The sequence below is a fragment of the Peribacillus sp. FSL M8-0224 genome, from assembly GCF_038003055.1.
Taxonomy (GTDB): domain Bacteria; phylum Bacillota; class Bacilli; order Bacillales; family DSM-1321; genus Peribacillus; species Peribacillus frigoritolerans.
The window spans coordinates 282,527-306,694 of the sequence record NZ_JBBOOJ010000001.1 but is presented as its reverse complement, the minus strand read 5'-3'; the positions used below and the strand labels follow the sequence as shown (position 1 = coordinate 306,694).

Below are 24,168 nucleotides of genomic sequence, written 5' to 3'. Positions count from 1 at the left end.
CTCCTCCTCAAGTAACCACCATCAACAGGAAGAATTCAGCAAAGCCTGCCGATGGTCGACTTCATCCCTTTTTCAGCTTTTACTATCGTGCGAATTACGAATTTTCATAAATGGATAGTCCAGCTTCAGTCCATTCTTTCAATGATGGTGGCATTCGCCATGCCGTGGCCTTCACACATTGTTTGCAGCCCATAACGGCCGCCCGTCCTTTCTAATTCATGGATCATGGACACCATCAATCGGGCCCCGCTGCCGCCAAGAGGATGCCCCAATGCAATCGCCCCTCCATTTGGATTCAGCTTCTTGGGGTCTGCCCCCGTTTCTTTTAGCCAGGCAATCGGTACAGGAGCGAAAGCCTCGTTCACTTCAAAGATATCGATATCATCAATTGTAAGACCCGCTTTTTCCAAAGCTTTTTGGGTGGCGGGAATCGGTCCCGTTAGCATCAGGGTGGGATCTGACCCGACAACAACCCGTGTATGCACTTTAAAGCGCGGTTTCAATCCAAGTTCTTCTGCTTTACTGCGTTCCATCAATAATAAAGCGGCAGCACCGTCACTGATCTGACTAGAGTTCCCTGCATGGATTAAACCGCCTTCTTGAAATGCCGGTTTCAATCCAGCCAGCACTTCAAGCGTAGTTCCGCTCCTTGGGCCTTGATCTTCCGTAACTTCGATTTGATTTCCTTCTTTATCAGTACCCGTTACTGATATCATTTCACGGTTAAAATGTCCTTCTTTTTGAGCACGTATTGCCTTGGCATGACTTTCAACGGAAAACCGATCACAATCTTCACGTGTTATTCCCCACTTATCTGCGATTCTTTCAGCTGATAAACCTTGGTTGATCACCTCGTAAAGGTCCATATACTTTTGGCTTGTTACAGCACCTAGAAGATTTGACCCCATGGGAACTCGTGACATGTTTTCCACTCCGCCGGCCACTACCACATCCATATCACCCGACAGGATGGCCTGGGAAGCAAAATGGACTGCCTGCTGACTTGATCCGCATTGACGGTCAATCGTCGTTCCCGGCACTTCAATCGGAAATCCGGCTATCAGTGCGGCAACCCTTGCTATATCACCGGCCTGTTCGCCCGACTGTGAAACACAACCTAAAATGACATCATCGACAATGGCAGGATCGATGCCCGCTTTTTCAATCAGCTTCTTCAATACTTCCCCTGCCAGGTCATCAGGGCGAACATCTTTCAAGACACCGTTCCTTCTGCCTACCGGCGTGCGAATTCCTTCAACGATAACCACTTCCCGCATATACTCTCTCCCCTTCTGATCTTTATTATAGGCCCAGATTCTTAGCGATGATTTTCTTCATGATTTCATTTGTGCCGGCATAGATGCTTGCTACTGGAACATCCCGATACCTTCTTGCAATTTTGTATTCCTCCATATATCCATAGCCGCCATGGAGCTGCATGCATTCAATGGATATTTTTCTGGCAGTCTCCGTCAAACGCCATTTCGCCATCGAAACTTCCGTTACAACATGTTCACCAGCCATATGTTTGGTGATCAATTGATCTAGGAAGGCACGCCCCATTTTAATCTCCGTGGCCATTTCCGCTATTTTGAATTGAGTATTTTGAAACTGACTTACAGATTTTCCGAACGCTTCCCTGCCCTTCACATACTCAATCGTATCGGCCAGCATATCCTCAGACGCGGTTTGAGCACAAATTGCCACCACAAGACGTTCCTGCTGCAGTTTTTCCATTAAATAAATAAACCCCTTGCCTTCTTCACCAAGCAGGTTTTCCTTTGGAACACGGCAATCCTCGAAGATGAGTTCTGCTGTATCCTGACTGTGCAAGCCAAGTTTCTTCAGTTTTCTCCCCCTGGAAAACCCGGGTGTATCCCTTTCGACCACGACTAAGCTAACGCCTTTATGTTTCGGAACGGCGCTGGGATCCGTTTTACAGGCAACAATGATCAAATCCGAATGAATGCCATTTGTGATGAATGTCTTTTGACCATTTAATATGTAATGATCTCCATCCAAAATGGCAGTCGTTTTAATATTGGCCAAATCCGAACCTGTACCAGGCTCTGTCATGGCAATGGCTGTAATGATTTCCCCTGTCGTGCATTTAGGAAGCCAGCGCTGTTTCTGCAACTCATTTCCGTAGGCGGAAATATACGGTACGGTGATGTCACTGTGAAGTCCGAAACCAATGAACCCAGAACCAACTCTTTCCAATTCTTCATTAATTATAACGGCAAAGCCCCAATCTACCCCGGAACCCCCATAATCTTCTTCAAGGTCCGGACATAGAAAACCCTGTTCTCCCATTTTCACCCAAAAAGACCGGGGAATGATCCTCTCTTCTTCCCATCTTTCATAGTGGGGAACTGCTTCTTTCTCTAAAAACTTTCGGAAGGACATACGGAAAATTTCATGTTCTTCACTTAGGTATGGATGCTTCATCTTTTTTATCTCCTCTCCATTCCTTTGTCGGAGGCTCTTTTTCTAGAATTACAATGGTTTGCCCTGAAGGGATTGACAACTTACCTTGGTGACATTCTAATGGCCCCATCCAGTCTGATGGTTTCCCCATTCAGCATTGGATTCGTTATAATGCTTTCCGTTAGTTTAGCGTACTCTTCTGGATACCCGAGCCTTGATGGGAATGGCACGGTTTTCCCTAATGACGTCCTGGCTTCTTCAGGTAATGAATCGAACATCGGTGTATGGAATAGACCCGGTGCAATCGATACGACACGTATCCCTTTGATGGCAAGCTCCCTCGCGATTGGCAGAGTCATACCGACAATCCCTCCCTTTGAGGCACTATATGCGGCTTGTCCGATTTGTCCTTCAAAGGCAGCGACCGAAGCTGTATTGATGATGACTCCTCGCTCCCCCTCTTGATTCGGTTCATTTTCGACCATTTTTTCCGCCGCAAGCCGGATTACGTTAAATGTACCGACCAAATTGATTTGCACGACTTTTGAGAACGCTTTCAATTCATGTATGCCTTTCCTGCCTATGACCTTCTCTGCAATGGCAATGCCTGCACAGTTGATGACAGTATTGATGCTACCGAATTTTTTTATTCCTTCATCCAATGCTACCGATACGCTATCTTCACTAGTTACATCCGTTTTAATAAACAGGACCGAATCTCCCAACTCCTGAGCCATTTTAGCGCCATTTTCCTCCGAGAGGTCAAATATGACCGCTTTTCCACCTTTTTTAATGATGTTTCTTACTGTCGCCGCCCCCAGACCTGAAGCACCGCCTGTCACAACTGCAATGGTTTCTTGAATTTCCAAATTCTCACCCCATCTGTTTCTAGAATATATATTCATCCTTCACTATCATCAAAACCTATTTTCAAGATTAATTTCACCGCTTGCCTGTTTTATCGTTCATTTTCAACTCATGAAGGGTTTCGGTAAAACCTTTGATTACCTGTTCAAAATCCTGCTTCAGCCCATTCAGCTCTTTAATTCGTTCATTAAGTTCGTTTAACTTCTGTCCTGCAGTTTCAATCGTTTTTTCCAATTGCTTAATGCCTGTCCTATCCTTATCGAATAAAAGGACTATATCCTTTATTTCCACTAACGAAAAACCATACTTCTTACCGCGCATTATGATTTTGAGCTGTGCATATTCTTTCTTTCCATAAACTCTTTTTCCCGTTTCGGTACGCATTGGCCTAAGCATACCCAGTTCCTCATAATAACGGAGGGTCCTTGTCGTCAATCCGAATTCTTTTGCTAACTCAGAAATGGTGTACATGTTAAAACCACACTTTGCAAAGGGATTATTTACCTTTATTTTAACATTAACGTTAACGTAAACTTCAATGAAATATTCACAAAATTTATAATATATGAAACTGCCTGAAAGATTTATATTGATATACTATGGATATATTCTTTTATAGAAGGGAATGATCGATCAATGCTATGTTCAAAAATATTAGTTGCTTATGATGAATCTGAATTGGCACTTAAGTCTTTAGAAAAAGCGATTGAATTAGCGAAGCTGGATCCCGCTATCGAAATCCAGGTGCTTCACGCTGTTACACTGCCAATCAAGCCAAATATATATGGCAATGCTTTTCAGGAAATTGAAGAATCCATGCTTAAGTATGGCAAGGAAGTGATTAAAAAAGCGGAAGCGCTTTTATCCGAAATCCCGAATGCATCCCAAACATTTGTCGTAGAAGGTTCAGCCATCACGACTTTATTGGAACATGCAAAATCCGAGAATTGTGACCTTATTATCATGGGCAGCCGCGGATTGAGCGGCTTCAAGGAATTCCTGGGCAGCGTGAGCCACTATATCGTTCAACATTCTCCAGTTCCTGTCTTGTTGGTCAAATAAAATTCACGGCAGATATGGCCAGCCCCTTCATAAGCTGGGTTCCCCTTTGGAATCCAGCTTATTTATGCGTTCATGAACTCCAAACTTATCATGTTTTACAAACACTTCCGTTTACGGGTAAAATGAAACTAATTTCAAACGAGGATAACAGGTGACGCAATGGATATTAAACATTTGCAATACTTTATAGAGGTTGCCAATTTCAATAGCTTCACTCGGGCTGCCGATCATTTATTCATTACCCAGCCGACCATCAGCAAGATGATCAAAAACCTGGAAACCGAGCTAGGTGTTGAGCTTTTTGATCGTTCACGTAAGCAACTGATCTTGACCGATGCAGGGAGGGTTGTCTTAGAGCAGGCAAAATTGATCGATAAGGCCTTTCACAATTTAGAAACGGAAATGGACAATTTATTAGGTTTAAAAAAGGGACATATACGCATCGGGCTGCCGCCGATCATCGACGCTTCTTTCTTCCCCCGAATTCTTAGCCGTTTTCACCAGGACTATCCCAATATCACCTTTCAATTAGTAGAGGATGGTTCAAAGAAAATAGAAGAATCCGTCCAAAATGATTTAATCGATATAGGCGTAATAGTCCTGCCAACCAACAACGCGCTTTTTCACCATTTTGCTTTTTTGGAAGAAGACATCAACTTGATTGTTCATCCCTCCCATCCCCATGCTTGTGGGGATGAAATTGATTTGGCCGACTTGGAAAATGAATCTTTCATCTTATTCAATAAAGATTACGTCCTTCGAGACCTCATCATTTCATCCTGTAATGAAGCTGGTTTTTCTCCACATATCGTTACTGAAAGCTCACGCTGGGATTTTATTGAGGAAATGGTTTACTGTAAACTTGGCGTTGCTCTATTACCGGAAAGCTTATGCCGTCATGATGAACGCATAAAGACAATCAAGGTTAGAAACCCCTCCATTAGTTGGAATTTAGGATTCATATGGAGTAAGGACCATTACCTTTCATACGCTGCAAAAGAATGGCTGAAATATACTAGGGAAGCATTGTCCCATAAGTAGTGGATCATCCAGCATGATTGATGTAAGCACTATCATAGATTTGGGTTATGCACATGATAACATCTAACCATTTTACAATCCGTTACGGCGGGGGTAGACTAGTATTAGTAAAAAGCACGTTGAATGCTGATGGATTCCATATGTTCTAAAAAGGAGATATTCATGATCACTTTATCTAATGTCGATGAGTTACAGGCATCAGAAGCAGCTCTGGAGAAAATTAAATATTCATACCCCGAACTATTTAATAAACTGCTCCATGTCGTTGCCTTAACACGGGCTCTTCAATTTAAATATCAATTTATGGGCACATTAATCATGGATGAAAACCCTAACGAATACACCCCTGAATTCGTTATGCCCTCCATTATCGAATTATATATAGAGGAAGTTCAAAAGTTAAAGGATGATCCGAATATCCAGGTATTACTTCAGACCTTCTCCCAAAGTAAAAATATTGGATATGCCAAAATCAGTATGCTTGTGCTCGGTAAAAGCCCTGAATCGCTTTTAGGCGCTTCATGCATCAAATGAAGCCCCTGATATGCCCCGAAAAAAAAACCTCCCATAATGGAAGGTTTTTTTCTTTACGTGTAATTAAAGCACTTTACTCAAAAAGGCTTTAGTTCTTTCCTGCTGGGGATTATTAAAAATCTCACTAGGAATATTTTCTTCGATAATATAACCTTCGTCCATGAAAATCACGCGATCTCCAACTTCTTTTGCAAACCCCATCTCATGGGTCACAACTACCATGGTCATGCCTTCCTTAGCCAGTTGCTTCATGACCTCAAGGACTTCACCGACCATTTCCGGATCCAGGGCGGAAGTGGGCTCGTCGAATAGCATGATTTTGGGTTCCATCGCCAACGCCCTTGCTATTGCTACGCGTTGCTTTTGTCCCCCTGATAATGAATCCGGATATGCGTTCGCTTTCTCTGCAAGTCCGACTTTCTTAAGCAGTTCCATCCCTCTTTGGGAAGCCTGTTCTTTGGATATCTTGCGGACCTTTATCGGCGCAAGCATTATATTCTCAAGAACAGTCTTATGTGGAAATAAGTTAAAATGCTGAAATACCATGCCAACTTCCGTCCGGACTTTATTGATATTGACCTTCTTATCTGTCGTATCAAGCCCTTCAATGAAAATATGGCCTCCCGTTATCGTTTCAAGTTGATTGATGCACCTTAGGAAAGTGGATTTTCCCGACCCAGAAGGACCAATCACCACGACTACTTCCCGAGGGGAAACGATTGCATTGATATTTTTCAATACATCATTATCGCCAAATGACTTCTTAAGATTCTCCACCTTTATCATTCTGTTTTCAACCTACTTTCGAGTCTATTTAATACAAAACTTAAGATGAGGGTAAGGAATAGATAGATGAAGGCACACGCCAAGTACGGCTCCCATACTTTAAAGTACTGACTCCCCATCGCTTTCCCCCAATACATCAATTCCGGGGCAGCAATGACACAAAGCAGGGATGAATCCTTCAATAATACGATGAATTCATTTCCTAACGGAGGAATCATTCGTTTGAAAGCTTGAGGCAATACAACATGTATCATTGTTTGGGCATGGGTCATCCCCAATGAACGCGCCCCTTCCATTTGCCCTTTATCGATGGATTGAATGCCCGCCCGGAAAATTTCTGCGATATACGCGGCTGCATTTAACGATAAAGCAATGACACCGGCGGTTACTGCATTCGTTTCCCCGGTAAAAAAGGGCACGATTCCAAAATGGATTAAAAAGATTTGAACTAAAAGCGGTGTTCCGCGAAAAACCGTGACATATCCGTAAAAAGGAAGGGCAAGCACTTTGTTTCTCATGATTTTCCCTAAACCGATCAATAACCCCAAAAAGGTTCCGATCAGGATGGAGGAAACCGAAAGCCCAATAGTAAGCAATGTCCCTTTTAATAAGAAAGGAGCATATTCAAAAATAATATCCCAGCGAAAACTCATTTCGTTCCCCTCCTAAAGACCAAAAAAACTGCGTAACTTCACACGTAAAGTTACGCAATCTTTTACTATCCATTTGTTTTATTGTTGTGCTTTCAACGTTTCAATATCTGGGTCAGTACCAAACCACTCTTTATAAATTTCTGCATATTTCCCATTTTCATAAATGGCATTCACGGCTTTATCGAACTCCGATTTCAATTCACTGCCTTTTGGGAACATAAGACCATAAAACTCCTCATTGAAACTTTTGCTGTCTTCAACGACTTTCAGTTTTTGATCGGGGTTATTTTTCACATATTCTTCAACAACCGTATTATCAGCTACGACAGCCGATGCTCCGCCTTTCAGTAATTCCTGAATGGCCAGGTTATTATTTTCGAATTTTTTGATATCCTTGTGATTCTTTCCAAGGAGTTTCTCTACCGCTTCCTGTCCAGTAGTACCGGTCTGAACGGCAATGACGTTTCCTTTCAATTCATCTCCAGATTTTATATCACTATCCTCAGGAACGAGAATTTTGTTTGTGGATAAGAAATACGGAACCGAGAAGTCATAAGATTGTTTTCTTTCGTCATTCACTGTAATCGCAGATATGGCGACATCCGCTCTCTTACCTTCGATTTCAACAAAAATCGGATCCCAACCGACACTTTCCAATTTAACTTCATATCCCGCTTCTTTTGCAACGGCATTGATGAAATCAACATCGAATCCTACAATCTTATCGCCTTCAAGATATTCAAATGGAGCATAGTTGGCGTCAGTCACGATCCTGAGTGTTTTCCCATTGGACTCTTCTTCTTTACCAGTTGTCGAGACTTCCTTATCCTTCCCGCATCCTGTCATGACTAGTAACAAGGAAGCAACCATGGCAAACACTAAAAAAGAAACCTTTTTCAAAATAATCCCCTCTTCTCTCTCGTAAACTCTCTTTTTTGAAAAAACAGATAAATCTAACTTTAGAGAACTTTCAGTATATTCTTTTAAGAATATTATACGTTTATTTGTTTTTTTATGCAATAAAAAGTCGATAAATAACTTTAGTAAAATAAAATTTTAATCAATTAACTCGGTAAATTAAAAACGCAACTGTGCTCTAATGGGGAAAGAGGCAACTTTCTCCCCTTCACTCGAATTAATGGATATTATATTGAAAACAGATAGTGCCACCATTCAAAAGATTTAATGGAACAAAAATAAGCAGCGGCCATATTAGCGGCTGCTGCTTAAATGATTATTATGGGACTTCCGTATTCCCCTCTTCAATATCCAACATATCCAACAGGAAGATGAATATCGGTATTCCGATGATCAATCCCCATATCCCAAGAAAATGCTCGGAAAACAATAGGATGATGAAGGTGAAAAATGTTGGAAGATTCGTTTTTGCCGACATGAATTTCGGATTTAAAATATAGCTTTCAATTGCATGGATCACAACAATCATGATTAATACGGCAATCACTTTGGGCATGCCGCCGATGCTATAGGCAATCATGCTAAGCGGGATGAGGGAGATGATGACCCCTGCAACCGGAATCAAACCAAGGAAGAAAATCATGATTCCTAGACCAAGTAACTGCGGGAAGCCAAGAATCCATAAGAAAGTTACGGATAGGACAGCATTCGTAATGGCTATCAAAAACTGGACCTCAATTACCTTTCCGAATGAATTGATGAATTTGACGCCAAAGTGGCTTAAGTTTATAAAGAAAGATTTAAATTTGGCCCGCTTGAATTTAGAAGTGAAACGAATGATTTTATCTTTTTCCAATAAGAAAAATAGACTAAGCAACATGGAAATGAAAATTTGAAATGCCAGTTTACCGAAATCGGATATATAAAGATAGAGTGTATTCATCTGTGTTTGAAGATCGAGCGGCGATCGCAGCTCGTTCATTATATTAATGGCATATTGAATGACCCTGCTATCTGGTGGATGTTGAAAGAAGAAAACGATCTGTGTCACTAATTCCGTGAATTGTAACGTAATGACCGGTAGATATTTATAAAGAACGATGGCTAAACAAGAAATGACGACTGCATATAAAAAGCTTATAACAACCTTGGAGTTGATATGCATTACTTTATTCAGCCGAATCATGATAAATTGCTCCAGCCTTCCCATCAGGAAAGTGAAAACAAATGTGAATAACACGATATTAACCATACTGCCGATGCTTATTAAAAAGAGAACTAACACAATTAATGTAATTAACCTTGAAAAACCTTCGCTTTGCAAATAATCTTTTACCACTTACTTATCTCCTAACTACCATTCTGCCGTGATAATTCCTATTACCTTTCATTTTACACGGAATTGAAGGATTCTACTACAATTACCTTCCATTGACAACAAAATTATTTGAATGATGAGTAAGGCCCCTGATGCAGACGTAGTTAAGACCTTTTTCGGAAATTCGACCATTACTTTCACAGCCATTTCCTGCATGAAAAAAACATTTGCCAAATCGGTAGATGCCAGACCTTGGACAACTCACTGAAAATACGATTTTTTATTGGTTTGTACAATTTGGACGTTGATTTCCGCTCCAGGCACTCGCTTTCCGCGGGCGGTCGCGAAGCCTCCTCGGCTTGCGCCTGCGGTGTCTCCCCTAGACGCGCTTTTCTAAGCAGGAGTCTCGTACCTTCCGCTCCAATCAACTTCTGTATAAAATTGAGATAGAGCCATACCTATGGAGTTGAAGGTGTTACTTTGGGTCAATTGGTTCGGGAACTTCACTTGATGAAAGATATTTTTTCAGGACCCCTTTTATCTACAAGCAAAAGCTGAGGCTATGGCCTCAGCTTTTGTTATGGCTGTACAATTTGGACGTTGATTTCCGCTCCAGGCACTCGCTTTCCACGGGCGGTCGGAGCCTCCTCAGCTTGAGCCTGTGGTGTCTTACCCTAGACGCGCTTTTCTAAGCAGGAGTCTCGTACCTTCCTCCTTTTTGAAACTCAACATCTGCCAAATGGACAGATGCTAATCTTCATCTTTCACATCGATATCTTCGGGAATGGGTTCGTTAAAATAATCCGCTAAATCCTTCTTATATTTCTCCATCTGTTCAAGATGCATATTAAATTGATCTTTAAAAATCAAATGCTGCTCACCATCATGAACGGTGCGAATTTTATTTTGAACGATTAAACTTTCTATATAAGATTCCGGCATCGATAGATATTCCGCAGTCTCTTTTACTGTCAAGTACATGCCTTCACCCCTTTTCCCCTCTAACTATACTAGATATGAGGCATTATTTGAAGCGCTTGATTTTTAACTGAAAACCCCTTACATGCCAAGGAAAGGACGATACCCGATTCAGGGTATTGTCATGCAACCTCACGAGATTAATCAATTTCCGCCAACGGAACATTTTAGATAAAACAACTTACAATCCCTTCCATTAACATGTAAGATAATGTTAAAGCAATATATCCATAGATTAAGAGGAGTGGACAAAAATGACCTTCTTTTATGTCATTCTTGCGGCAATTTTTGCTGTTTTCCTGGTCAATTTCGTTAAAGGGCTAAGTGAACCGGCTAAAATGGAACGCTATCAAAATGAATTCCGTAAATACCATGGTGAAACTTTAGATCTTCATGCAACGGAAATCGTTTCAGAAGCATTGATAGAAAAGCTTAATAAAGCACTGGATTTCGATTATATGGAAAAGGTCAATACTGAATTCCGCCTGAAGCATCCACGGGACTCACAGTTAAAGGTCAATCAGGCCTGGCGTGAATTGAAACGCTATTTGATTATGGCTGCAGTGTTTGGAAAAGTTGAAATGTTTAATTCAGTCATCGATGAGTTATGGCATATCATGCTGAACTATAGACAGGAATATGATGAGTTTTGCCAGGTTTTCATCGGTAGGACCATTCAGCACCATCCTCATTCAGAACCTGTTTTCAAACCCGATGAGCGCACTCTTTTTGACTTTTACTATGTACAGCTATTTACGGTGGACTCCCATTCCATTCAAAAATGGGGCAAATTTTTCAAACATGATAAAGGGCTAACGCTTCTCCGCGATTTTGAAACGTTGGAGCTGGAGCAGTTAAAAGAGAAATATATGCGGAAACCGACAAGTATACAGGCGGAACGGACCTTTGAAGCTTTCACTTCACAATTTAAAGAAAATCGCCCCATGACAGAATTGAATTGGCGGAAAACGTATGATCAGACTGACTACGCAGCTCCTGCCTATTTCACTTATGCAAGTACCGATGATTTTGACAGCGAATTTAAAGATATATTCGGGAATGAACCGAACACAGTTTCCTCCGGGTCCGGCCATGCCGATCATGGTGGCCATACCGGTTCCCATGACAGCAGTTCTGATTCCTCTTCCAGCTGTTCTTCATGCAGTTCTTGTTCGTCTTGAGCTTTCATTTGAATAAACGTGAAAAAACCACTCTGTATGCTTTCAGAGTGGTCTTTTATGGTTTTGATGATATTCTCAATTGTATTTCTCCTAATTCTCCACAAACTTTATTTCAGATGTTTTTGAAGTCTTCAAAACAACTCCATGAAAAGTAAGAGAGATTCTACTATGAGTTTGTTTTTTTAGATAATAATTCAAAATTGAAAAGATATTAACCAAAATTGGAACAATGTCCTTTAATAAATTCTATAGAATTTAATTTATAGCTTTTAGATTATTAGTAAAAGGAGAAGAAAAAATAAAAAAACACTTTTTAGCAATTTTAGCAACGATTTTAATGTTTTCCACTATTGCTCCAACATTTAGTTTTGCTGTTGGTAATAAAACAACAGTTAATATTGAAGAAGATGTAAATAAGACTAATGAATATTCAACTAATACAGCAGATTCAATGTTTAACAATTCTTATGAATTTGCTACAGAAGAACCATCCTCAGGAGTGGTAGGTATTCAACCTGCCGGATTTAAAGGGTGGGCAATACAGATTGGGATCGATGCACTTAAAATAGCAGTAAAACAAGGTGGTAGTATCTTGTCTTATGCTCTAAAGTTTTAGATAAAGATGCTGCTAAATATGTGAAAAGTAATTCATCTAAAATGACAAAAGCGTTAGATAAACTTGATAATTGGATTGATGAAGCTGAGGGTGTTACTCAATCAACAATTAAATCACGATTAAATACTTATTTAAAAAATGCTGGGGTACCTTCTAAATATTCTTTACAAATTGCCGATGCTTTTGCTCGTGCAATCACTTGGTTTATAATGTGATTATAATACTTTGAATAAAATTTATATAAATATATTTAATTTATTTTTTAAAAGGAGTTACAACTGATATGGGTGATAATGAGATCCGAAAATTCAGACCAGTTTTTGTCTATGCAAATTTGGAAAGCAAAAAAAAATTAGTGCAAGGTTTAACTGAAGATCGAGTGAAATTGATTCAAGAACTAGAAAAATACAGTAATGTCCTATCACCATTTTTAATTAATGTTTTGCAAACTAATATAGATCAGTGGGAAATAGAAATTCATGATTGGGATGAGGAAATAAAAAAAATAGAAGCAGAGAAAGAGAGCTTTTAAGTACTCTCGGTTCACAGGCAAAAGGGGTTCGGAATTAATAAATTCCGAACCCCTTTTAATTTTCGTCCAAGGTTAAGAGCTTGGGTATCTGACGCATTCCATTTTCTTCTTCATTAATTCCACCGATTGAACCAATTCTTGATCCTTTGTTTATTTTTCTCAAGAACCTCCTTAGAGGTCCTGTTGTCTTTTTGTTTTTTCCATTCAAAGAAAGATGCAATTCCGATAAGCAGCCCTCCGCCGATGATTAAATACAGCCACCATGGCATCTCGCCCCACATCGAATTGGTATTCATATAGACATTGAATAAAATCGTCCCAGTTCCAGCGATGAAATAGGATTTGTATTTCATCATGAATCCAAAGAGCATTGCTGCCAATGACACGGTTCCGATAATGAGGGCATCATATAAGGTGTTTCCTGCCATTGCATCAATGATCAGGGCTAAAAACAAAAGGAAAACAATACCGCTTTCGATATACTGTGTAATTTTGCCTTTAACAAAGATTTTCCTCAGCAGAGTGGTGCTGACAATGAATAGCGGCAGAATATTCACCTCCTCCTCAAGTACAGGAGGGATCGTGAGCTGATCGACAATGACCCAATAAGGATATAGGCTGAACAAAATCGCTGCTGCCAACTGGGATTTTCTTTCCAACATCCCTGTCGTCGTGCTTCTCATCAAAATGAAATAGGCCGGAATCAGAAGTGCCGCGATGATTTCCAAAATGAAATGTGCCGGTCCCCCTGTCAAAACATCCATGTTCATGGCAATAAGAAACAGCAGACCATAGACTCTGTAAAAATCCAATTGAAGTCCTGCCCCGCCTTTATCAAGCAAGCCTTTAAAGTATTTCTTGCTTAGCAAGACCATTATGGCCGTACCCCCAAAAAGGACTGCCGTTCCAACGAATGGCTGCAATGTGTCCGCGTACATGATGATGATCCAATACGGATACAAACTGAGAATTCCCGTCAGCCAAACGTAGATGCCCTTTTCTTTTACATCCTTTGTGAAACTTCCAATCAAGATGAAGTAAACCGTGATCAAGAGCGATACAAAAACTTCGAGTAACTGGGTCAATGTTTCAGTTGCTGGAAATCCCCGATTCATGGCCAGTAAAAACAGCAGGCCATATATCCTGTATGCATCGATGATCATACCTGCTTCTTCCTTTTTGATTAAACCATCGAAATAACGCCGGCTTAAAAGCAGCATCCCTGACATACAGCCGAAAAGGAACAGCAAGCCCATTACAACAGATAGGCTGTCGGCATAGCCGACGATGATCAGGAAGGGATACAGACTGACTAGTGCAGCAATATTGGAATGAATTTTCCTTTCTAGCTTTTCCGCTGTCAAGCTTCTCAGGAAAATGAAATAAGCGGTTAACAGAAGCGATACAAAGACTTGGAGTAACTGATGTTTAGTATCGTTAAAAACCTCCGCATTCATATCGATCAAAAAGAATAAACCATAAATCCTGAAAGGATCAAAGCTGATGATGCCTGATCCGTTTTTCTTGAGTGAACCGCTGGAATACAGCCTGCTTAACAACAACATTCCTGCCATACAGCCAAAAAGAACAGCCAAACTCGTGACGATTGGGAGTGTATGGGCATAAACTATGATATTGATGAAGGGGACAAGGCCGATGATTGCCGCTATTCCCGAGTAAATGCTTTTTTCTTTCTTATAGATTGTGAATCTTCCCATCAGGATGAAGTAGCTAGGCAACAGCAGGGAAACAAAAATTCCCAAAACCGCAGAAGCTGTATCGCTCATAAACACTTCCAGATTCAGAGTACACAGAAATAGCAAGCCAAAAATCCGATAATGATCAATGACTCTCTTCGTACCCTCTTGGTTGAGCAATCCTTTGAAAAGGCGTCTGCTAGCCATCAACATCACAACCATACATACAAACAATACGATAATCGCCATAACCAGAGGCAATGTATTTACATACATATTATAGAAGATGAACGCAAGGCCTAGAGGAACCGCAACATAGTTCCGCCAATTCCTTTGCATGAGCAGATACCAGGCAAACAAGAGCTGTACAGTCATCACTCCTACCCAGACTGACTCGCGGTTAAGTGGAAAGCCCCGGATCGCCGTTTCCAAAATGGATATGCTTATCCCTAAATGAATGAATGGAATAAGGTAATACTCCATGATGCCTTTCCAATTCTTATTGGATAACCCCCACAGAATGGTTATGAGTCCTGCTGTAATCATCATGCATATTGATGTAATGAATACTATTTGCTCCATGTTTACCACAAATAAATGGACCTGTAGGAAAAGGACTGAAAACCCTAGGTACGTAAAAACGTATTTTTCCCATTTAACATGCGCCCTTAAAGCACTCAAAATATAAATCGACAGTTGTGCAACATATAGTAACGGTGAGCTTTCCGTAAAAATAATGAGCAAATATCCAACAGGAATCGCCAGTAAATTGGCAAGGTGACTTGCGTAAAAGAAATACAGTTTCCCACTTTTCGAATATTTCCCAAGCCATTCTCCTAATAGGAAAAAGATAATGGGGCCGAGCAACACGAACGCAATCCTCAGTACCATTGATGCAAAATCAAAAACATCGTAGAGTGAAGCATATAAGCTGGCACTTGTAATCACGACAGGCACCCAGAATATTTGCTTCCGATGGATATGGACGGACCAGCCGTTTATTGCAGTAGCTACGGCAATCACTCCGCTTGCCTCCAAAGGATTTTGTGAATCGAATGGAATCGATATCAAGGAAAGGAAAGAAAGAATCTGCCCGCTATATGCAAAAACTGGAAAGAGTTTATAGTATCCCTTTTTAAATGTGTAAGCCGCACCGATGGAAACCAGTGAAACACCCATTAAATAGACGCTGAGCGGGAAATTTGACCGAACCCATTCTAAACTCTCCGTCAAATATGGATAGAAAGCAACTAAAGCTAGTACGAAAGTGATTGGAAATCCGTATAAGGCATTTTCCTTCATATGCTTTGTTTCGTCTTTTATATAGGTGATGAAGAAAAGCCCAGAGATCATGGCGAGAGCCGCACTAACTGCAAGCCAATCCATTTCGCTGAATTGAATGGTCAGAATCACTAACATGATCATTGGGGAGATAAGTAAGGTACTCTTCCTAAACAGGATGTACCTTGGGTGACGATTATATAAATATACTCCAAGATATTGAACGACCTGAATAACAAATAACAGATTTAAAATGGTAGAAAAAGAGATTGGCAAGGCAAAGAAAAGGTATAGTAACGCTAAGTCGAAAATAACAACAGCCGGGTACGTGAGGCTTGAGTTTCTCGATTGAAGGGAAACATAGGCAAGCTGGGCGGATAATAACATGAGCGCGACGAATATTTGCGCATAGTTCTCCTGGTACACCATCGCGTTACTATATAAGAAAACGATCCCGCTCTCAATCAAACTGGTAATCATGAAGTGCTTCGAAAGCTTAGTTCTTTTGGCTTTAGCCAGATATTTCGATAGCATGGTAAAAATGATTGGAACAAGTGCAAATGCAATGATCATGTACTCACTTATAAACGAGTTATAAACTAGATGGATATATCCATACGTGAAAACGGCGCTAAAAGCCATTTCATAATATTTTTTTTTGAATTTGACCGAAATAATTAAAAACAAAACAGAAAAGACCATCAACGTTAGCGAATACACCAAGTTGCTTGAAAATAACGTCAGGATCACAAAGGTCTCCACGATAATCTTAAACTGGATAAATTGAAAAATGAATGGTTTGAATAACGTTAATGCTTTTTGATTTTTCAATTGCTCAATATTCCCTAATAGCAATAAATTAAGAACGCCAATCGCCAAAAACATCCACTCGATAGTCGGCGTCACAAAAGCCAATCCGAAATAGCAGGTAATGGCAAACGTGAATATTGAAATGAAAATGAATATTTTCGACTTGAAGTAGTCAGCAATCTTACAATAAATGGCTAAGCAGAGTAATCCCCCAAGAAACCCCAGAAGCCCCCGCCCCCCACCATTAAGTGAAAGGTACTCTCCAAAAATCCGATAATATGAAGCTGATAAAATCGTAATCGGAATGAATAAACCCGCTAGTGTCAGGAATGCAAAAGAGGTCTGTTCAATTTTCAGTTTCGAAGCGATGAAGGCCATCCCTGCAAAAATGACGGATACCATTCCAATGAAGAGAACTTTCAGGACCGCATTCAGATCCCCCCATGAAGTGGTTGCTAAAATCAACCCGCCAAACAGAAGCAATATGACCCCAGTGAGCAGGATGACAGAAATATTCCGTTCCCTGATTTGTTCAGGTGTTTTCTTCGGCTTTGCCGGCTTTGCCGGTTTTACCGGTTTCTCCCGCTTGATGGCCTGCTTTTGAATAACCGGTTTCCTATCATTGATCTCCTTGACAGGTTCAAGGCTCTCCTCGAAACCAGATTCAATAGGCGCATACCCGGCCTTCTCATCTTTCATTATTGATTCATTCAATCCACTGGATTCCCGTAATTGGAATGAAGATTCTTCGATCAGGCTATCCTGAATCCTCTTATCGGCACTTTCACCGATTATCGTTTCAGTTCCATGGGTGGATTTCTTCTTTTCTTGCTCTAAGCGCTTTTGTTTATGGAGGGCTAATTGGAAATGCCGATTGTAAGCCCTGCTAATCCGGATATATTCTGATTTAGGGATGAGCCGCCTTTCCCATAAAACATCCAGCTCTTCTTGGAAAATACGCTTCCTTCTTTCTAATGTCATTTCTTCGTTTGAAGAGTCATTCATTCCAAGCTTCCCCTTCCTTCAAATAGACCTTCTATCATCTTATGTATAATCTCCTTTCGATAATAATAAAGTTTTTCCATTTTTAAAATATTTAGGATAATGTACCAAGGGTGTTCCTACTGACTCAAAAAAAAGAATGACTTCCATTGAAGCCATTCAACATCCTTATATTGATTTTCCTTTATCCTCGCTCCTGATGATGAATAAATAAACGATCATCGAAATGAAAATCGAGGCGGCTGCCGTGATATAGATGCTCCTATATCCGAAGAGGAAGCCAATCTGCCCGAACACGATGGCACCTATGCCCACTCCAAGATCGAAAAATGAAAAGTATGTGGCATTCGCCATCGCCTTCCGATTGGGTGCCGTCTTTTCAATCGACCATGCCTGCAGCGCCGGCTGCACAGAACCGAATCCAAATCCATAAAGCACTGCCGCAATGTAAAGTACCGCTTCACTCGGCATCCATGCAAGCAGCAGCATTCCAGCCATGATGAGTACCGTTGAAGGCACGAATACGGCTCGATGTCCCCTTCTGTCATATAGTCGACCCGCGAATAATCTCGTGACCATAAGGGCCATTGCATATACTAAAAAGTACCACTGAATTCCATCTACACCTTTTTCCGCTGTATACAGGGGAAGGAAGGTTGCAATTCCACCAAATGTAACGGAGATGAAGAAAATGAGCAAAGATGGCTGAAGGGCACTTTTTTCATAAATATCAAATCTTTTGGCTCTGACAGCCGCCGAAGGATCACTTTCCACTTTTTGATACCGAATAAGTGATGCTGCAATGATGGCAAGCAATCCTAATAAAGAGCAGATCAAAAACAACTCTTGAAACGGAAGGACCGTAACTAGGAAAAGACCCAATGATGGCCCGAATGCCAGTGCTAAGTTACCCGATAATCCGTAATACCCCATCCCCTCACCACGCCGTTTCGCAGGGATTATATCGGAAGCAATCGTTCCTGAAGCCGTTGAAGAAAATCCCCAGCCGACGCCCTGTACAATCCGCATCATGAATAACAAGCCGATGCTCCCCATGAAACCGAAGGAACCCACTGACAAAGCAAAAATGGCTAACCCGGCAAGAAAAACGATGCGCCTTCCTTTCGTCTCCAATAATCTTCCGGCAATTGGCCGGACAAGCAATGCCGAAAAAGTGAAGATTCCAAGGACAGCCCCCACAAGACGGTCATCACCGCCAAGCTGTTCTACAAACAACGGGAGGGTCGGCATCGTCATTTGAAAACCCATGAAGATGCACATATTTGCCAAACAGATCATGATGAAATCACGTGTCCAGATTTTATCAGTCCCTCTTACCCGTTCATCCACTAAGGTTTCCCTCATATCCCTTCACCTTCTAATTATAATAGTCATTGCCAGTTTACTAAAATTGCTTAAAATAAGCGAATGATTTATTTCGTGTACCTAAATATATATATATAAATAAAAGCCCAATATGACACCGGGCTCCCCCCTTTAACATTCATGATCATTTCCGTCCACTTACCTTCCGTATGCAAACCAATAATTTTTAGGTTCTCCATGCTGTAATGCATTAAACCATTGCCTCTATTCATCCGTAACGGCTCTTAGCTGAAACGCATCCCGCCAGCATAATGGATTTTCCTTACATTCAAATTTTCATAAAACATCCCCTGAAACAACCATTCTGCAAGTGAAGAATGGTTCTACACCCTATCTTATTGTTTCCATATCTTTCATCTGCCCGGCCGAACGAGTTTCTGTTCTTTTCTTCGCCGTTTATCTTGAAACATTTTTTGATCCGCTTCCATGAATAAGCTATCCATATTCCCTTTGGAATGCGAACGGTAAGCATGCCCGAATGAACTGATGTGAGGGCCTTTTTTTAGGGAGTTTTGCAAAAGGATTTCTTCCATTAATAATTCACAAAGAGATTCTACCTCTCGCTTGCTTCTGTCAATCAGAAGAACGGCAAACTCATCGCCTCCCACTCTCGCTACAACAGCGATTTCTGAAAAAATCCGTTTTAATAGATTTGCCGCTGCTTTAATCAATTCATCTCCTTTCTTATGTCCATACGTATCATTCATAAATTTCAGTTCATCTAAATCACACAATATCATGGCAACCGGAGTGTCAAAATCCAGATTGGATTTTGCAGCTATATTATCGAAAAACTGTCGATTATGAATGTTCGTTAAAGGGTCATGGGACATTTGATACTCAATATCCTGTATGAATTTCACTCTTTCATCGATATTGCGAATGATTCCTTGAACGGCTACCAATTGCTCTTCTTCATAAATGGGTGTAGCATATTCCTCGAACCACAAAAAATCACCCTCGATAGTTCTCCAGCGTTGAATGACCGGCTTAGTATAATCTATCCCACCATATATCTTTTCATTTAGGAGTTCAAAATCATCAGGATGAATCCTTTCGAAAGGGGAGGAAGGGTCATTGTATGCTTCTTCCAAGACGCCTTGACCTAAAAGTGTATTGATGGATGGACTTAGATACCTGAACTTGGAACTTGGATTCGATTCGTAGCAGTAGATAATATCCTTAGAACTTTCCACTATATTAAACACTTTTTTTTGCACTTCGAAGCCTTTTTTAAGATAATCCTTTTCCCTTTTCTTGCGAGTGAAGATCGTCCGTTTAAATATATCCAATGACCATTTATTGAATTTCATTATACAGCCCCCATACTTTTGAAGTCGTTTCCTTAAAACCCTATCATTAGATTTGAGGGCGGACTTACACTCATTACTTTTAACATAATTATCCTTTCTATATTATAATTCCAAAAACATCTAAAAGGAAAAACTTTAAATGTTTTCCTTATCTCCTTAAGAAAAGGGGACGCATAACTGAAAAAAGCCGATCCCAATTGGATCGGCTTATATACTTCGACTATTTCGTTATCTCGATTTTCCCATTATTCGTTTCCAATTTAACTAGATTTTCACCTTTGCCAATGACAGTATCGCCCTCATACTTACCAAGGATATCCACTCTCCCATTGTCAACATGAACATCGAATGTTGTATTCGTCGGTTCATTCTCCGTTTTGATCATGATTTTACCATTATTACTTTCGAGTTCGATCTCCCTATCCAAGTCTTTCGTGACTAATGTGATTTTACCGTTATTCGATGAACCAACCAGTTTTCCCTCCACATTATTAAGCTCTACTTTTCCATTAGCAGATTTCACTTCAACTTTTTCGGTTATTATATCATTTAATTCTACCCGGCCATTTTGAGATTTCACATTTAGATTTTCACTTTTCAATCCTGTTATTTGCAATCTTCCATTATCGGATTCGGCGACAAAGGATTTATAAGATTCATCAGGCACATACACCTTTAAATGTAAGGATTGAATATGAAAGCCAAAGCTAAACGTACGCCGATCCTTTAATTGTACCGAAAGCTTCTTCCCTTCCACATCTGCAGTGAAATCCAACTTGGAAACATCCATCCCTTTTGAAACCAACTCTATCCTGGTCTCCTTATCCTTCGTTGGCACGATCTCTACAGCTGCATTGTCAGCGTCGATCTGAATGTCCGTCACGATTTCCGAAATCGTTTTTTCCTCTGTAGTCGTTTCCTTATTCGTCATTTGGGAAAACGTAAACAGACTTCCTATTACCCCGATCAATAACAATACAAGTGCAATGATCGATAATTTTTTTACATTAATCATTTTTCAAACCGCCTTTCACAAGGGAAGCGTTAAATTTTAAATAGCGAATGAATCCTTTAGTTAAAGCACTCGTAGCGACAAACATTCCCATGGCAATGAAAATGCCAATCCCGCATAGTCCCAATGCGAAGAAAAGATCGAATAATTGAAAGTTACCTAACACAAGGTTAAACAGAGCGCCAAGCGGAGCAAGAATGAACGCTATCGCCGAAACCCACCCTGCAATGACAACTCCGATCAAGGCTATAAATGGTCCCAAAACGATTACTAAATTAAAGAACCCTAAACCAATGACTGCCCAAACCGCCCGCATAACATTACTTGCAGAAGTCGTTTGTTCGACCTGACCAAGATGATAGGTTGCCATCAGTTCCTTGGAAATCTGTTTAGGATTCCCAAGGGATTTGGAGATTTCCTGCTCTGACTTCCCTTCTTCCATTCCAATTTCGAAATACTCTTCGTAATCTTGAAGGATATCTTCCCGTTCCTCTAAGGAAAGTCTGGTTAAAGAGGCATTCAATTGTTTTATAAATTGTTCTTTATTCATTGGTTCACACCTTCCTTGATTAATTGATTGACCCCATTGGAAAATTCATTCCATTCCATCAGCAGTTCTTGAAGGTATCTCCGTCCTTTTTCGGTTAATGTATAATATTTGCGCGGAGGCCCTTCTGTTGATTCTTGCAAATATGTCGTAAAATACTCTTCCTTCGTCAATCGTCGTAAAAGTGGATATACCGACCCTTCCGATATTTCAATTTGATCCGAAATCTTCTGTACAAGTTCATATCCATAGCGATCCTGCTTATCCAGTAAAACCAAGACACACAGTTCCAGAACACCTTTCTTAAATTGTACATTCATAGCACCATCACTCCTTCCAATAGTTTTTCAGTACAGTTCAATAAACAGTACCAAACACCGAACAATACATCTTATGTAAATAATTTACCACATGGTACTGTTCATTGCAAGGTACTATATTTTTTTGCCTTACACGCATTCCAATAAGGGTAGAAGAAAATTAGCATTATATTCAAAGCAGCAAGAGAATACGATGTATAATAGTAAAATGTGGAAGGAGGAGTTACTTTGGCCAACAAAGCAATAACAAAGAAGCAATTCGATTTTCTTGAGCATGAATTTAATTACCTTGAAAAGGAAGGAGTCATCTCCCGGCAAGAGAAAGTGAGGATGTTAGGTTCCTATCATGTAAAAGGCAATTTGAACTTCATCACGATTTTATTATCCATTGGGGCACTTCTTTTAGGTTTAGGCGTATTGACCTTCGTAGCCAGCAACTGGATCTATTTAAGTAAAGCGGTTAAATTCCTGCTTATCATTGCATGCCTCATCGGAGTGAACTTTGCTGGCGTGAAAGTGCAGGCACGCTTTCCCAAAACGTCACGAAGTCTGCATTATGCAGGTATCCTGATCTTTGGTGCAGGGATATTTCTAGTCGAGCAGATGTTTAACATTAGCATCAATTTCAACAATTCCTTTTTATTATGGGCGATTGGAACGGTATTCATTGGATACTATTTGAAGGATGTTTTCATCCTCCTTTTTACATCTTTCCTGCTTTTCATTTATTTGAACGGAAGTATATTCGTTGATGAAACATCTTATCCGTTTGCCATTCTTGTATTTCTACCGGCTTTATACATTCTGTTAAAGAAATTCGATTACCCTAATTATCTGACCTTTTTCATTAACGCTTTAGCCATCAATACAATTGCCTTATTTCTTATGGAATTCGTGCCGAAACTAGGGTTTGAAAATTCGAATACGATTGTCCTTTCCATCTTGTTTGTACTGGGTATCGTGCTTGCCTATATTCCGGTAAGAGCCAAATTACAAAACATCACACACATACAAGGGCATATCTTACATGGTATAACCGCACTCTTCCTTACCTTTGAATTTTCAATCTGGTTTCCTATAGCTTATTTCGTTTTTCTGCTTTATCTGATTCTAAAAGGCAGTTTGACTAGCATCGTGATAATATGTGCACTGATTTTCAGATATTACATCTACTCCTTTGACTTCCTGCCAAAATCGCTTACATTCATCATCGGTGGAATCATGCTCATCGGTTTTGGCTTCTTCTTTGAAAACCAACGACAAAAAGGAGGGGAACTCAATGAGTAATCCATCATTCCGGCCACTCATCGTATTTTCCATTCCAGTCTTGATTTTGTTAATCTTGGCGTTTCCCCCGGTCTGGACAACAATGACAGGAGATGTAATCAAGATCAAGACAGCCCCGGTCGACCCGACTGATTTGTTTAGGGGAAGCTATGTAGCTTTGAAATACGAAATTGAATCAGTAAAGTCGTCGCAAGTCGATGACTCGATTAAAACCGAGTTCAATACAAGGAATATGGGTGATTATAAAAAGGTATATGTACGTTTAAAACAAAACGCTGATGGACTATACGCTGTTGATTACGTAACGAAAGAAAAGCCCGGCGAAGGCGTGTACCTAAAAGGAGAATTGGAAGTCCCTTATGACCTGCAAAATGCTAAAACCATTCAGATCAGATACGGTCTGGACAATTATTTCGCATCCGAAGAAAAGGCAAAGGAAATGGAGAAGGAAGCATTGGCCAATCCTTCAGTGGCTGTCGTAAAAGTTCGTAATGGCCATGTTGTTTTAACCGATATCATCATTGAATGAATGGCCCCCGGATATGACTAGCAAAAAGAGCATCGGTTTTTCGATGCTCTTTTGTTTTCTGGACTATTATC

The 24,168-nt window shown here is 40.4% G+C and carries 24 protein-coding genes; 9 read left to right on the top strand and 15 right to left on the bottom strand.

The features are described from left to right. Nucleotides 1–125: 125 nt before the first annotated feature. The 4 genes from MKX49_RS01405 to MKX49_RS01390 all read right to left on the bottom strand — a co-directional run bounded on the left by MKX49_RS01405 (nucleotide 126) and on the right by MKX49_RS01390 (nucleotide 3,765). Nucleotides 126–1,277 (bottom strand): thiolase family protein, encoded by a 1,152-nt coding sequence (locus tag MKX49_RS01405; RefSeq protein ID WP_340874413.1) that lies wholly within the window; start codon nucleotides 1,275–1,277, stop codon nucleotides 126–128. Between the two features lie 25 nt (nucleotides 1,278–1,302). Next, nucleotides 1,303–2,448 carry an acyl-CoA dehydrogenase family protein gene (locus MKX49_RS01400; protein ID WP_340874411.1) on the bottom strand — a complete coding sequence of 382 codons (1,146 nt, stop codon included), beginning with the start codon at nucleotides 2,446–2,448 and terminating at the stop codon, nucleotides 1,303–1,305. Between the two features lie 80 nt (nucleotides 2,449–2,528). Continuing rightward, the gene (locus MKX49_RS01395; RefSeq protein WP_048685468.1) at nucleotides 2,529–3,296 is read right to left on the bottom strand and encodes a 3-hydroxyacyl-CoA dehydrogenase; all 768 of its coding nucleotides are present in this window, start codon (nucleotides 3,294–3,296) and stop codon (nucleotides 2,529–2,531) included. Between the two features lie 73 nt (nucleotides 3,297–3,369). Further along, the gene (locus MKX49_RS01390) at nucleotides 3,370–3,765 is read right to left on the bottom strand and encodes a MerR family transcriptional regulator (protein WP_251541334.1); all 396 of its coding nucleotides are present in this window, start codon (nucleotides 3,763–3,765) and stop codon (nucleotides 3,370–3,372) included. A 165-nt stretch (nucleotides 3,766–3,930) separates the two neighbouring features. Between MKX49_RS01390 and MKX49_RS01385 the strand changes: the two genes are divergently transcribed. The 3 genes from MKX49_RS01385 to MKX49_RS01375 all read left to right on the top strand — a co-directional run bounded on the left by MKX49_RS01385 (nucleotide 3,931) and on the right by MKX49_RS01375 (nucleotide 5,931). After that, on the top strand, nucleotides 3,931–4,356 hold the full coding sequence (locus MKX49_RS01385; RefSeq protein WP_048685474.1) for a universal stress protein: 426 nt from the start codon (nucleotides 3,931–3,933) through the stop codon (nucleotides 4,354–4,356). A 159-nt stretch (nucleotides 4,357–4,515) separates the two neighbouring features. Then, a complete protein-coding gene (gene cidR / locus MKX49_RS01380) occupies nucleotides 4,516–5,397 on the top strand; it encodes a cidABC operon transcriptional activator CidR (RefSeq protein WP_340874407.1) in 882 nt (293 codons plus the stop codon). Nucleotides 5,398–5,559: 162 nt separating this feature from the next. After that, a complete protein-coding gene (locus MKX49_RS01375; RefSeq protein WP_048685483.1) occupies nucleotides 5,560–5,931 on the top strand; it encodes a hypothetical protein in 372 nt (123 codons plus the stop codon). A gap of 63 nt (nucleotides 5,932–5,994) precedes the next feature. Here MKX49_RS01375 and MKX49_RS01370 read toward each other — a convergent pair whose 3' ends face one another. The 5 genes from MKX49_RS01370 to MKX49_RS01350 form a co-directional block, all read right to left on the bottom strand. Continuing rightward, nucleotides 5,995–6,717 carry an amino acid ABC transporter ATP-binding protein gene (locus MKX49_RS01370; RefSeq protein ID WP_076371113.1) on the bottom strand — a complete coding sequence of 241 codons (723 nt, stop codon included), beginning with the start codon at nucleotides 6,715–6,717 and terminating at the stop codon, nucleotides 5,995–5,997. Next, nucleotides 6,714–7,370, bottom strand: coding sequence for an amino acid ABC transporter permease (locus tag MKX49_RS01365; protein WP_251541342.1), 657 nt, complete (start codon nucleotides 7,368–7,370; stop codon nucleotides 6,714–6,716). Before MKX49_RS01365 ends, MKX49_RS01370 begins: the two co-directional genes overlap by 4 nt. Before the next feature lie 78 nt (nucleotides 7,371–7,448). Next, the gene (locus MKX49_RS01360; protein ID WP_034305421.1) at nucleotides 7,449–8,270 is read right to left on the bottom strand and encodes a basic amino acid ABC transporter substrate-binding protein; all 822 of its coding nucleotides are present in this window, start codon (nucleotides 8,268–8,270) and stop codon (nucleotides 7,449–7,451) included. Between the two features lie 337 nt (nucleotides 8,271–8,607). Beyond that, nucleotides 8,608–9,627, bottom strand: coding sequence for an AI-2E family transporter (locus MKX49_RS01355; protein WP_048685492.1), 1,020 nt, complete (start codon nucleotides 9,625–9,627; stop codon nucleotides 8,608–8,610). A 729-nt stretch (nucleotides 9,628–10,356) separates the two neighbouring features. Further along, complete coding sequence (locus tag MKX49_RS01350; protein WP_323598776.1) at nucleotides 10,357–10,587, bottom strand: excisionase family DNA-binding protein; 231 nt, start codon at nucleotides 10,585–10,587, stop codon at nucleotides 10,357–10,359. 251 nt (nucleotides 10,588–10,838) lie between these two features. Here MKX49_RS01350 and MKX49_RS01345 point away from each other — a divergent pair, with 251 nt between their 5' ends. From MKX49_RS01345 to MKX49_RS01330, 4 genes are all read left to right on the top strand, one after another. After that, nucleotides 10,839–11,765: a hypothetical protein gene (locus MKX49_RS01345; RefSeq protein ID WP_048687216.1), complete on the top strand. Its 927-nt coding sequence runs from the start codon at nucleotides 10,839–10,841 to the stop codon at nucleotides 11,763–11,765. Between the two features lie 337 nt (nucleotides 11,766–12,102). Next, complete coding sequence (locus MKX49_RS01340) at nucleotides 12,103–12,381, top strand: hypothetical protein (RefSeq protein ID WP_340874400.1); 279 nt, start codon at nucleotides 12,103–12,105, stop codon at nucleotides 12,379–12,381. 20 nt (nucleotides 12,382–12,401) lie between these two features. After that, the gene (locus tag MKX49_RS01335) at nucleotides 12,402–12,596 is read left to right on the top strand and encodes a hypothetical protein (protein ID WP_340874398.1); all 195 of its coding nucleotides are present in this window, start codon (nucleotides 12,402–12,404) and stop codon (nucleotides 12,594–12,596) included. 68 nt (nucleotides 12,597–12,664) lie between these two features. After that, complete coding sequence (locus tag MKX49_RS01330) at nucleotides 12,665–12,913, top strand: hypothetical protein (protein WP_340874396.1); 249 nt, start codon at nucleotides 12,665–12,667, stop codon at nucleotides 12,911–12,913. Between the two features lie 113 nt (nucleotides 12,914–13,026). Here the strand turns inward: MKX49_RS01330 and MKX49_RS01325 are convergent, their stop codons facing one another. The 6 genes from MKX49_RS01325 to MKX49_RS01300 form a co-directional block, all read right to left on the bottom strand. Beyond that, the gene (locus MKX49_RS01325; RefSeq protein ID WP_340874393.1) at nucleotides 13,027–17,706 is read right to left on the bottom strand and encodes a hypothetical protein; all 4,680 of its coding nucleotides are present in this window, start codon (nucleotides 17,704–17,706) and stop codon (nucleotides 13,027–13,029) included. Nucleotides 17,707–17,871: 165 nt separating this feature from the next. After that, entirely contained in the window at nucleotides 17,872–19,068 is a 1,197-nt protein-coding gene (locus MKX49_RS01320) for an MFS transporter (RefSeq protein WP_048687223.1), read from the bottom strand. Nucleotides 19,069–19,442: 374 nt separating this feature from the next. After that, entirely contained in the window at nucleotides 19,443–20,402 is a 960-nt protein-coding gene (locus MKX49_RS01315; RefSeq protein ID WP_340874389.1) for a sensor domain-containing diguanylate cyclase, read from the bottom strand. Nucleotides 20,403–20,622: 220 nt separating this feature from the next. Next, on the bottom strand, nucleotides 20,623–21,417 hold the full coding sequence (locus MKX49_RS01310; RefSeq protein WP_048687226.1) for a DUF4097 family beta strand repeat-containing protein: 795 nt from the start codon (nucleotides 21,415–21,417) through the stop codon (nucleotides 20,623–20,625). Next, a complete protein-coding gene (locus MKX49_RS01305) occupies nucleotides 21,410–21,964 on the bottom strand; it encodes a DUF1700 domain-containing protein (RefSeq protein WP_340874384.1) in 555 nt (184 codons plus the stop codon). Before MKX49_RS01305 ends, MKX49_RS01310 begins: the two co-directional genes overlap by 8 nt. Next, nucleotides 21,961–22,281 (bottom strand): PadR family transcriptional regulator, encoded by a 321-nt coding sequence (locus MKX49_RS01300; protein WP_034305446.1) that lies wholly within the window; start codon nucleotides 22,279–22,281, stop codon nucleotides 21,961–21,963. The genes MKX49_RS01305 and MKX49_RS01300 overlap by 4 nt, the downstream gene beginning before the upstream one ends. Before the next feature lie 228 nt (nucleotides 22,282–22,509). On the opposite strand from MKX49_RS01300, the gene MKX49_RS01295 reads away from it, so the two are divergent. Both MKX49_RS01295 and MKX49_RS01290 read left to right on the top strand, forming a co-directional pair. Further along, nucleotides 22,510–23,568, top strand: coding sequence for a DUF2157 domain-containing protein (locus tag MKX49_RS01295; protein ID WP_340874382.1), 1,059 nt, complete (start codon nucleotides 22,510–22,512; stop codon nucleotides 23,566–23,568). After that, complete coding sequence (locus MKX49_RS01290; RefSeq protein WP_202316025.1) at nucleotides 23,561–24,097, top strand: GDYXXLXY domain-containing protein; 537 nt, start codon at nucleotides 23,561–23,563, stop codon at nucleotides 24,095–24,097. Before MKX49_RS01295 ends, MKX49_RS01290 begins: the two co-directional genes overlap by 8 nt. Nucleotides 24,098–24,168: the final 71 nt, after the last annotated feature.

Bases quoted from the DNA above. Each gene is read 5' to 3' on its own strand.
- MKX49_RS01405 (WP_340874413.1), bottom strand. From the start codon at position 1,277: ATGCGGGAAGTGGTTATCGTTGAAGGAATTCGCACGCCGGTAGGCAGA.
- MKX49_RS01400 (WP_340874411.1), bottom strand. From the start codon at position 2,448: ATGAAGCATCCATACCTAAGTGAAGAACATGAAATTTTCCGTATGTCC.
- MKX49_RS01390 (WP_251541334.1), bottom strand. From the start codon at position 3,765: ATGTACACCATTTCTGAGTTAGCAAAAGAATTCGGATTGACGACAAGG.
- MKX49_RS01385 (WP_048685474.1), top strand. From the start codon at position 3,931: ATGCTATGTTCAAAAATATTAGTTGCTTATGATGAATCTGAATTGGCA.
- cidR (WP_340874407.1), top strand. From the start codon at position 4,516: ATGGATATTAAACATTTGCAATACTTTATAGAGGTTGCCAATTTCAAT.
- MKX49_RS01375 (WP_048685483.1), top strand. From the start codon at position 5,560: ATGATCACTTTATCTAATGTCGATGAGTTACAGGCATCAGAAGCAGCT.
- MKX49_RS01370 (WP_076371113.1), bottom strand. From the start codon at position 6,717: ATGATAAAGGTGGAGAATCTTAAGAAGTCATTTGGCGATAATGATGTA.
- MKX49_RS01365 (WP_251541342.1), bottom strand. From the start codon at position 7,370: ATGAGTTTTCGCTGGGATATTATTTTTGAATATGCTCCTTTCTTATTA.
- MKX49_RS01350 (WP_323598776.1), bottom strand. From the start codon at position 10,587: ATGTACTTGACAGTAAAAGAGACTGCGGAATATCTATCGATGCCGGAA.
- MKX49_RS01345 (WP_048687216.1), top strand. From the start codon at position 10,839: ATGACCTTCTTTTATGTCATTCTTGCGGCAATTTTTGCTGTTTTCCTG.
- MKX49_RS01340 (WP_340874400.1), top strand. From the start codon at position 12,103: ATGTTTTCCACTATTGCTCCAACATTTAGTTTTGCTGTTGGTAATAAA.
- MKX49_RS01330 (WP_340874396.1), top strand. From the start codon at position 12,665: ATGGGTGATAATGAGATCCGAAAATTCAGACCAGTTTTTGTCTATGCA.
- MKX49_RS01325 (WP_340874393.1), bottom strand. From the start codon at position 17,706: ATGAATGACTCTTCAAACGAAGAAATGACATTAGAAAGAAGGAAGCGT.
- MKX49_RS01320 (WP_048687223.1), bottom strand. From the start codon at position 19,068: ATGAGGGAAACCTTAGTGGATGAACGGGTAAGAGGGACTGATAAAATC.
- MKX49_RS01315 (WP_340874389.1), bottom strand. From the start codon at position 20,402: ATGAAATTCAATAAATGGTCATTGGATATATTTAAACGGACGATCTTC.
- MKX49_RS01310 (WP_048687226.1), bottom strand. From the start codon at position 21,417: ATGATTAATGTAAAAAAATTATCGATCATTGCACTTGTATTGTTATTG.
- MKX49_RS01305 (WP_340874384.1), bottom strand. From the start codon at position 21,964: ATGAATAAAGAACAATTTATAAAACAATTGAATGCCTCTTTAACCAGA.
- MKX49_RS01300 (WP_034305446.1), bottom strand. From the start codon at position 22,281: ATGAATGTACAATTTAAGAAAGGTGTTCTGGAACTGTGTGTCTTGGTT.
- MKX49_RS01290 (WP_202316025.1), top strand. From the start codon at position 23,561: ATGAGTAATCCATCATTCCGGCCACTCATCGTATTTTCCATTCCAGTC.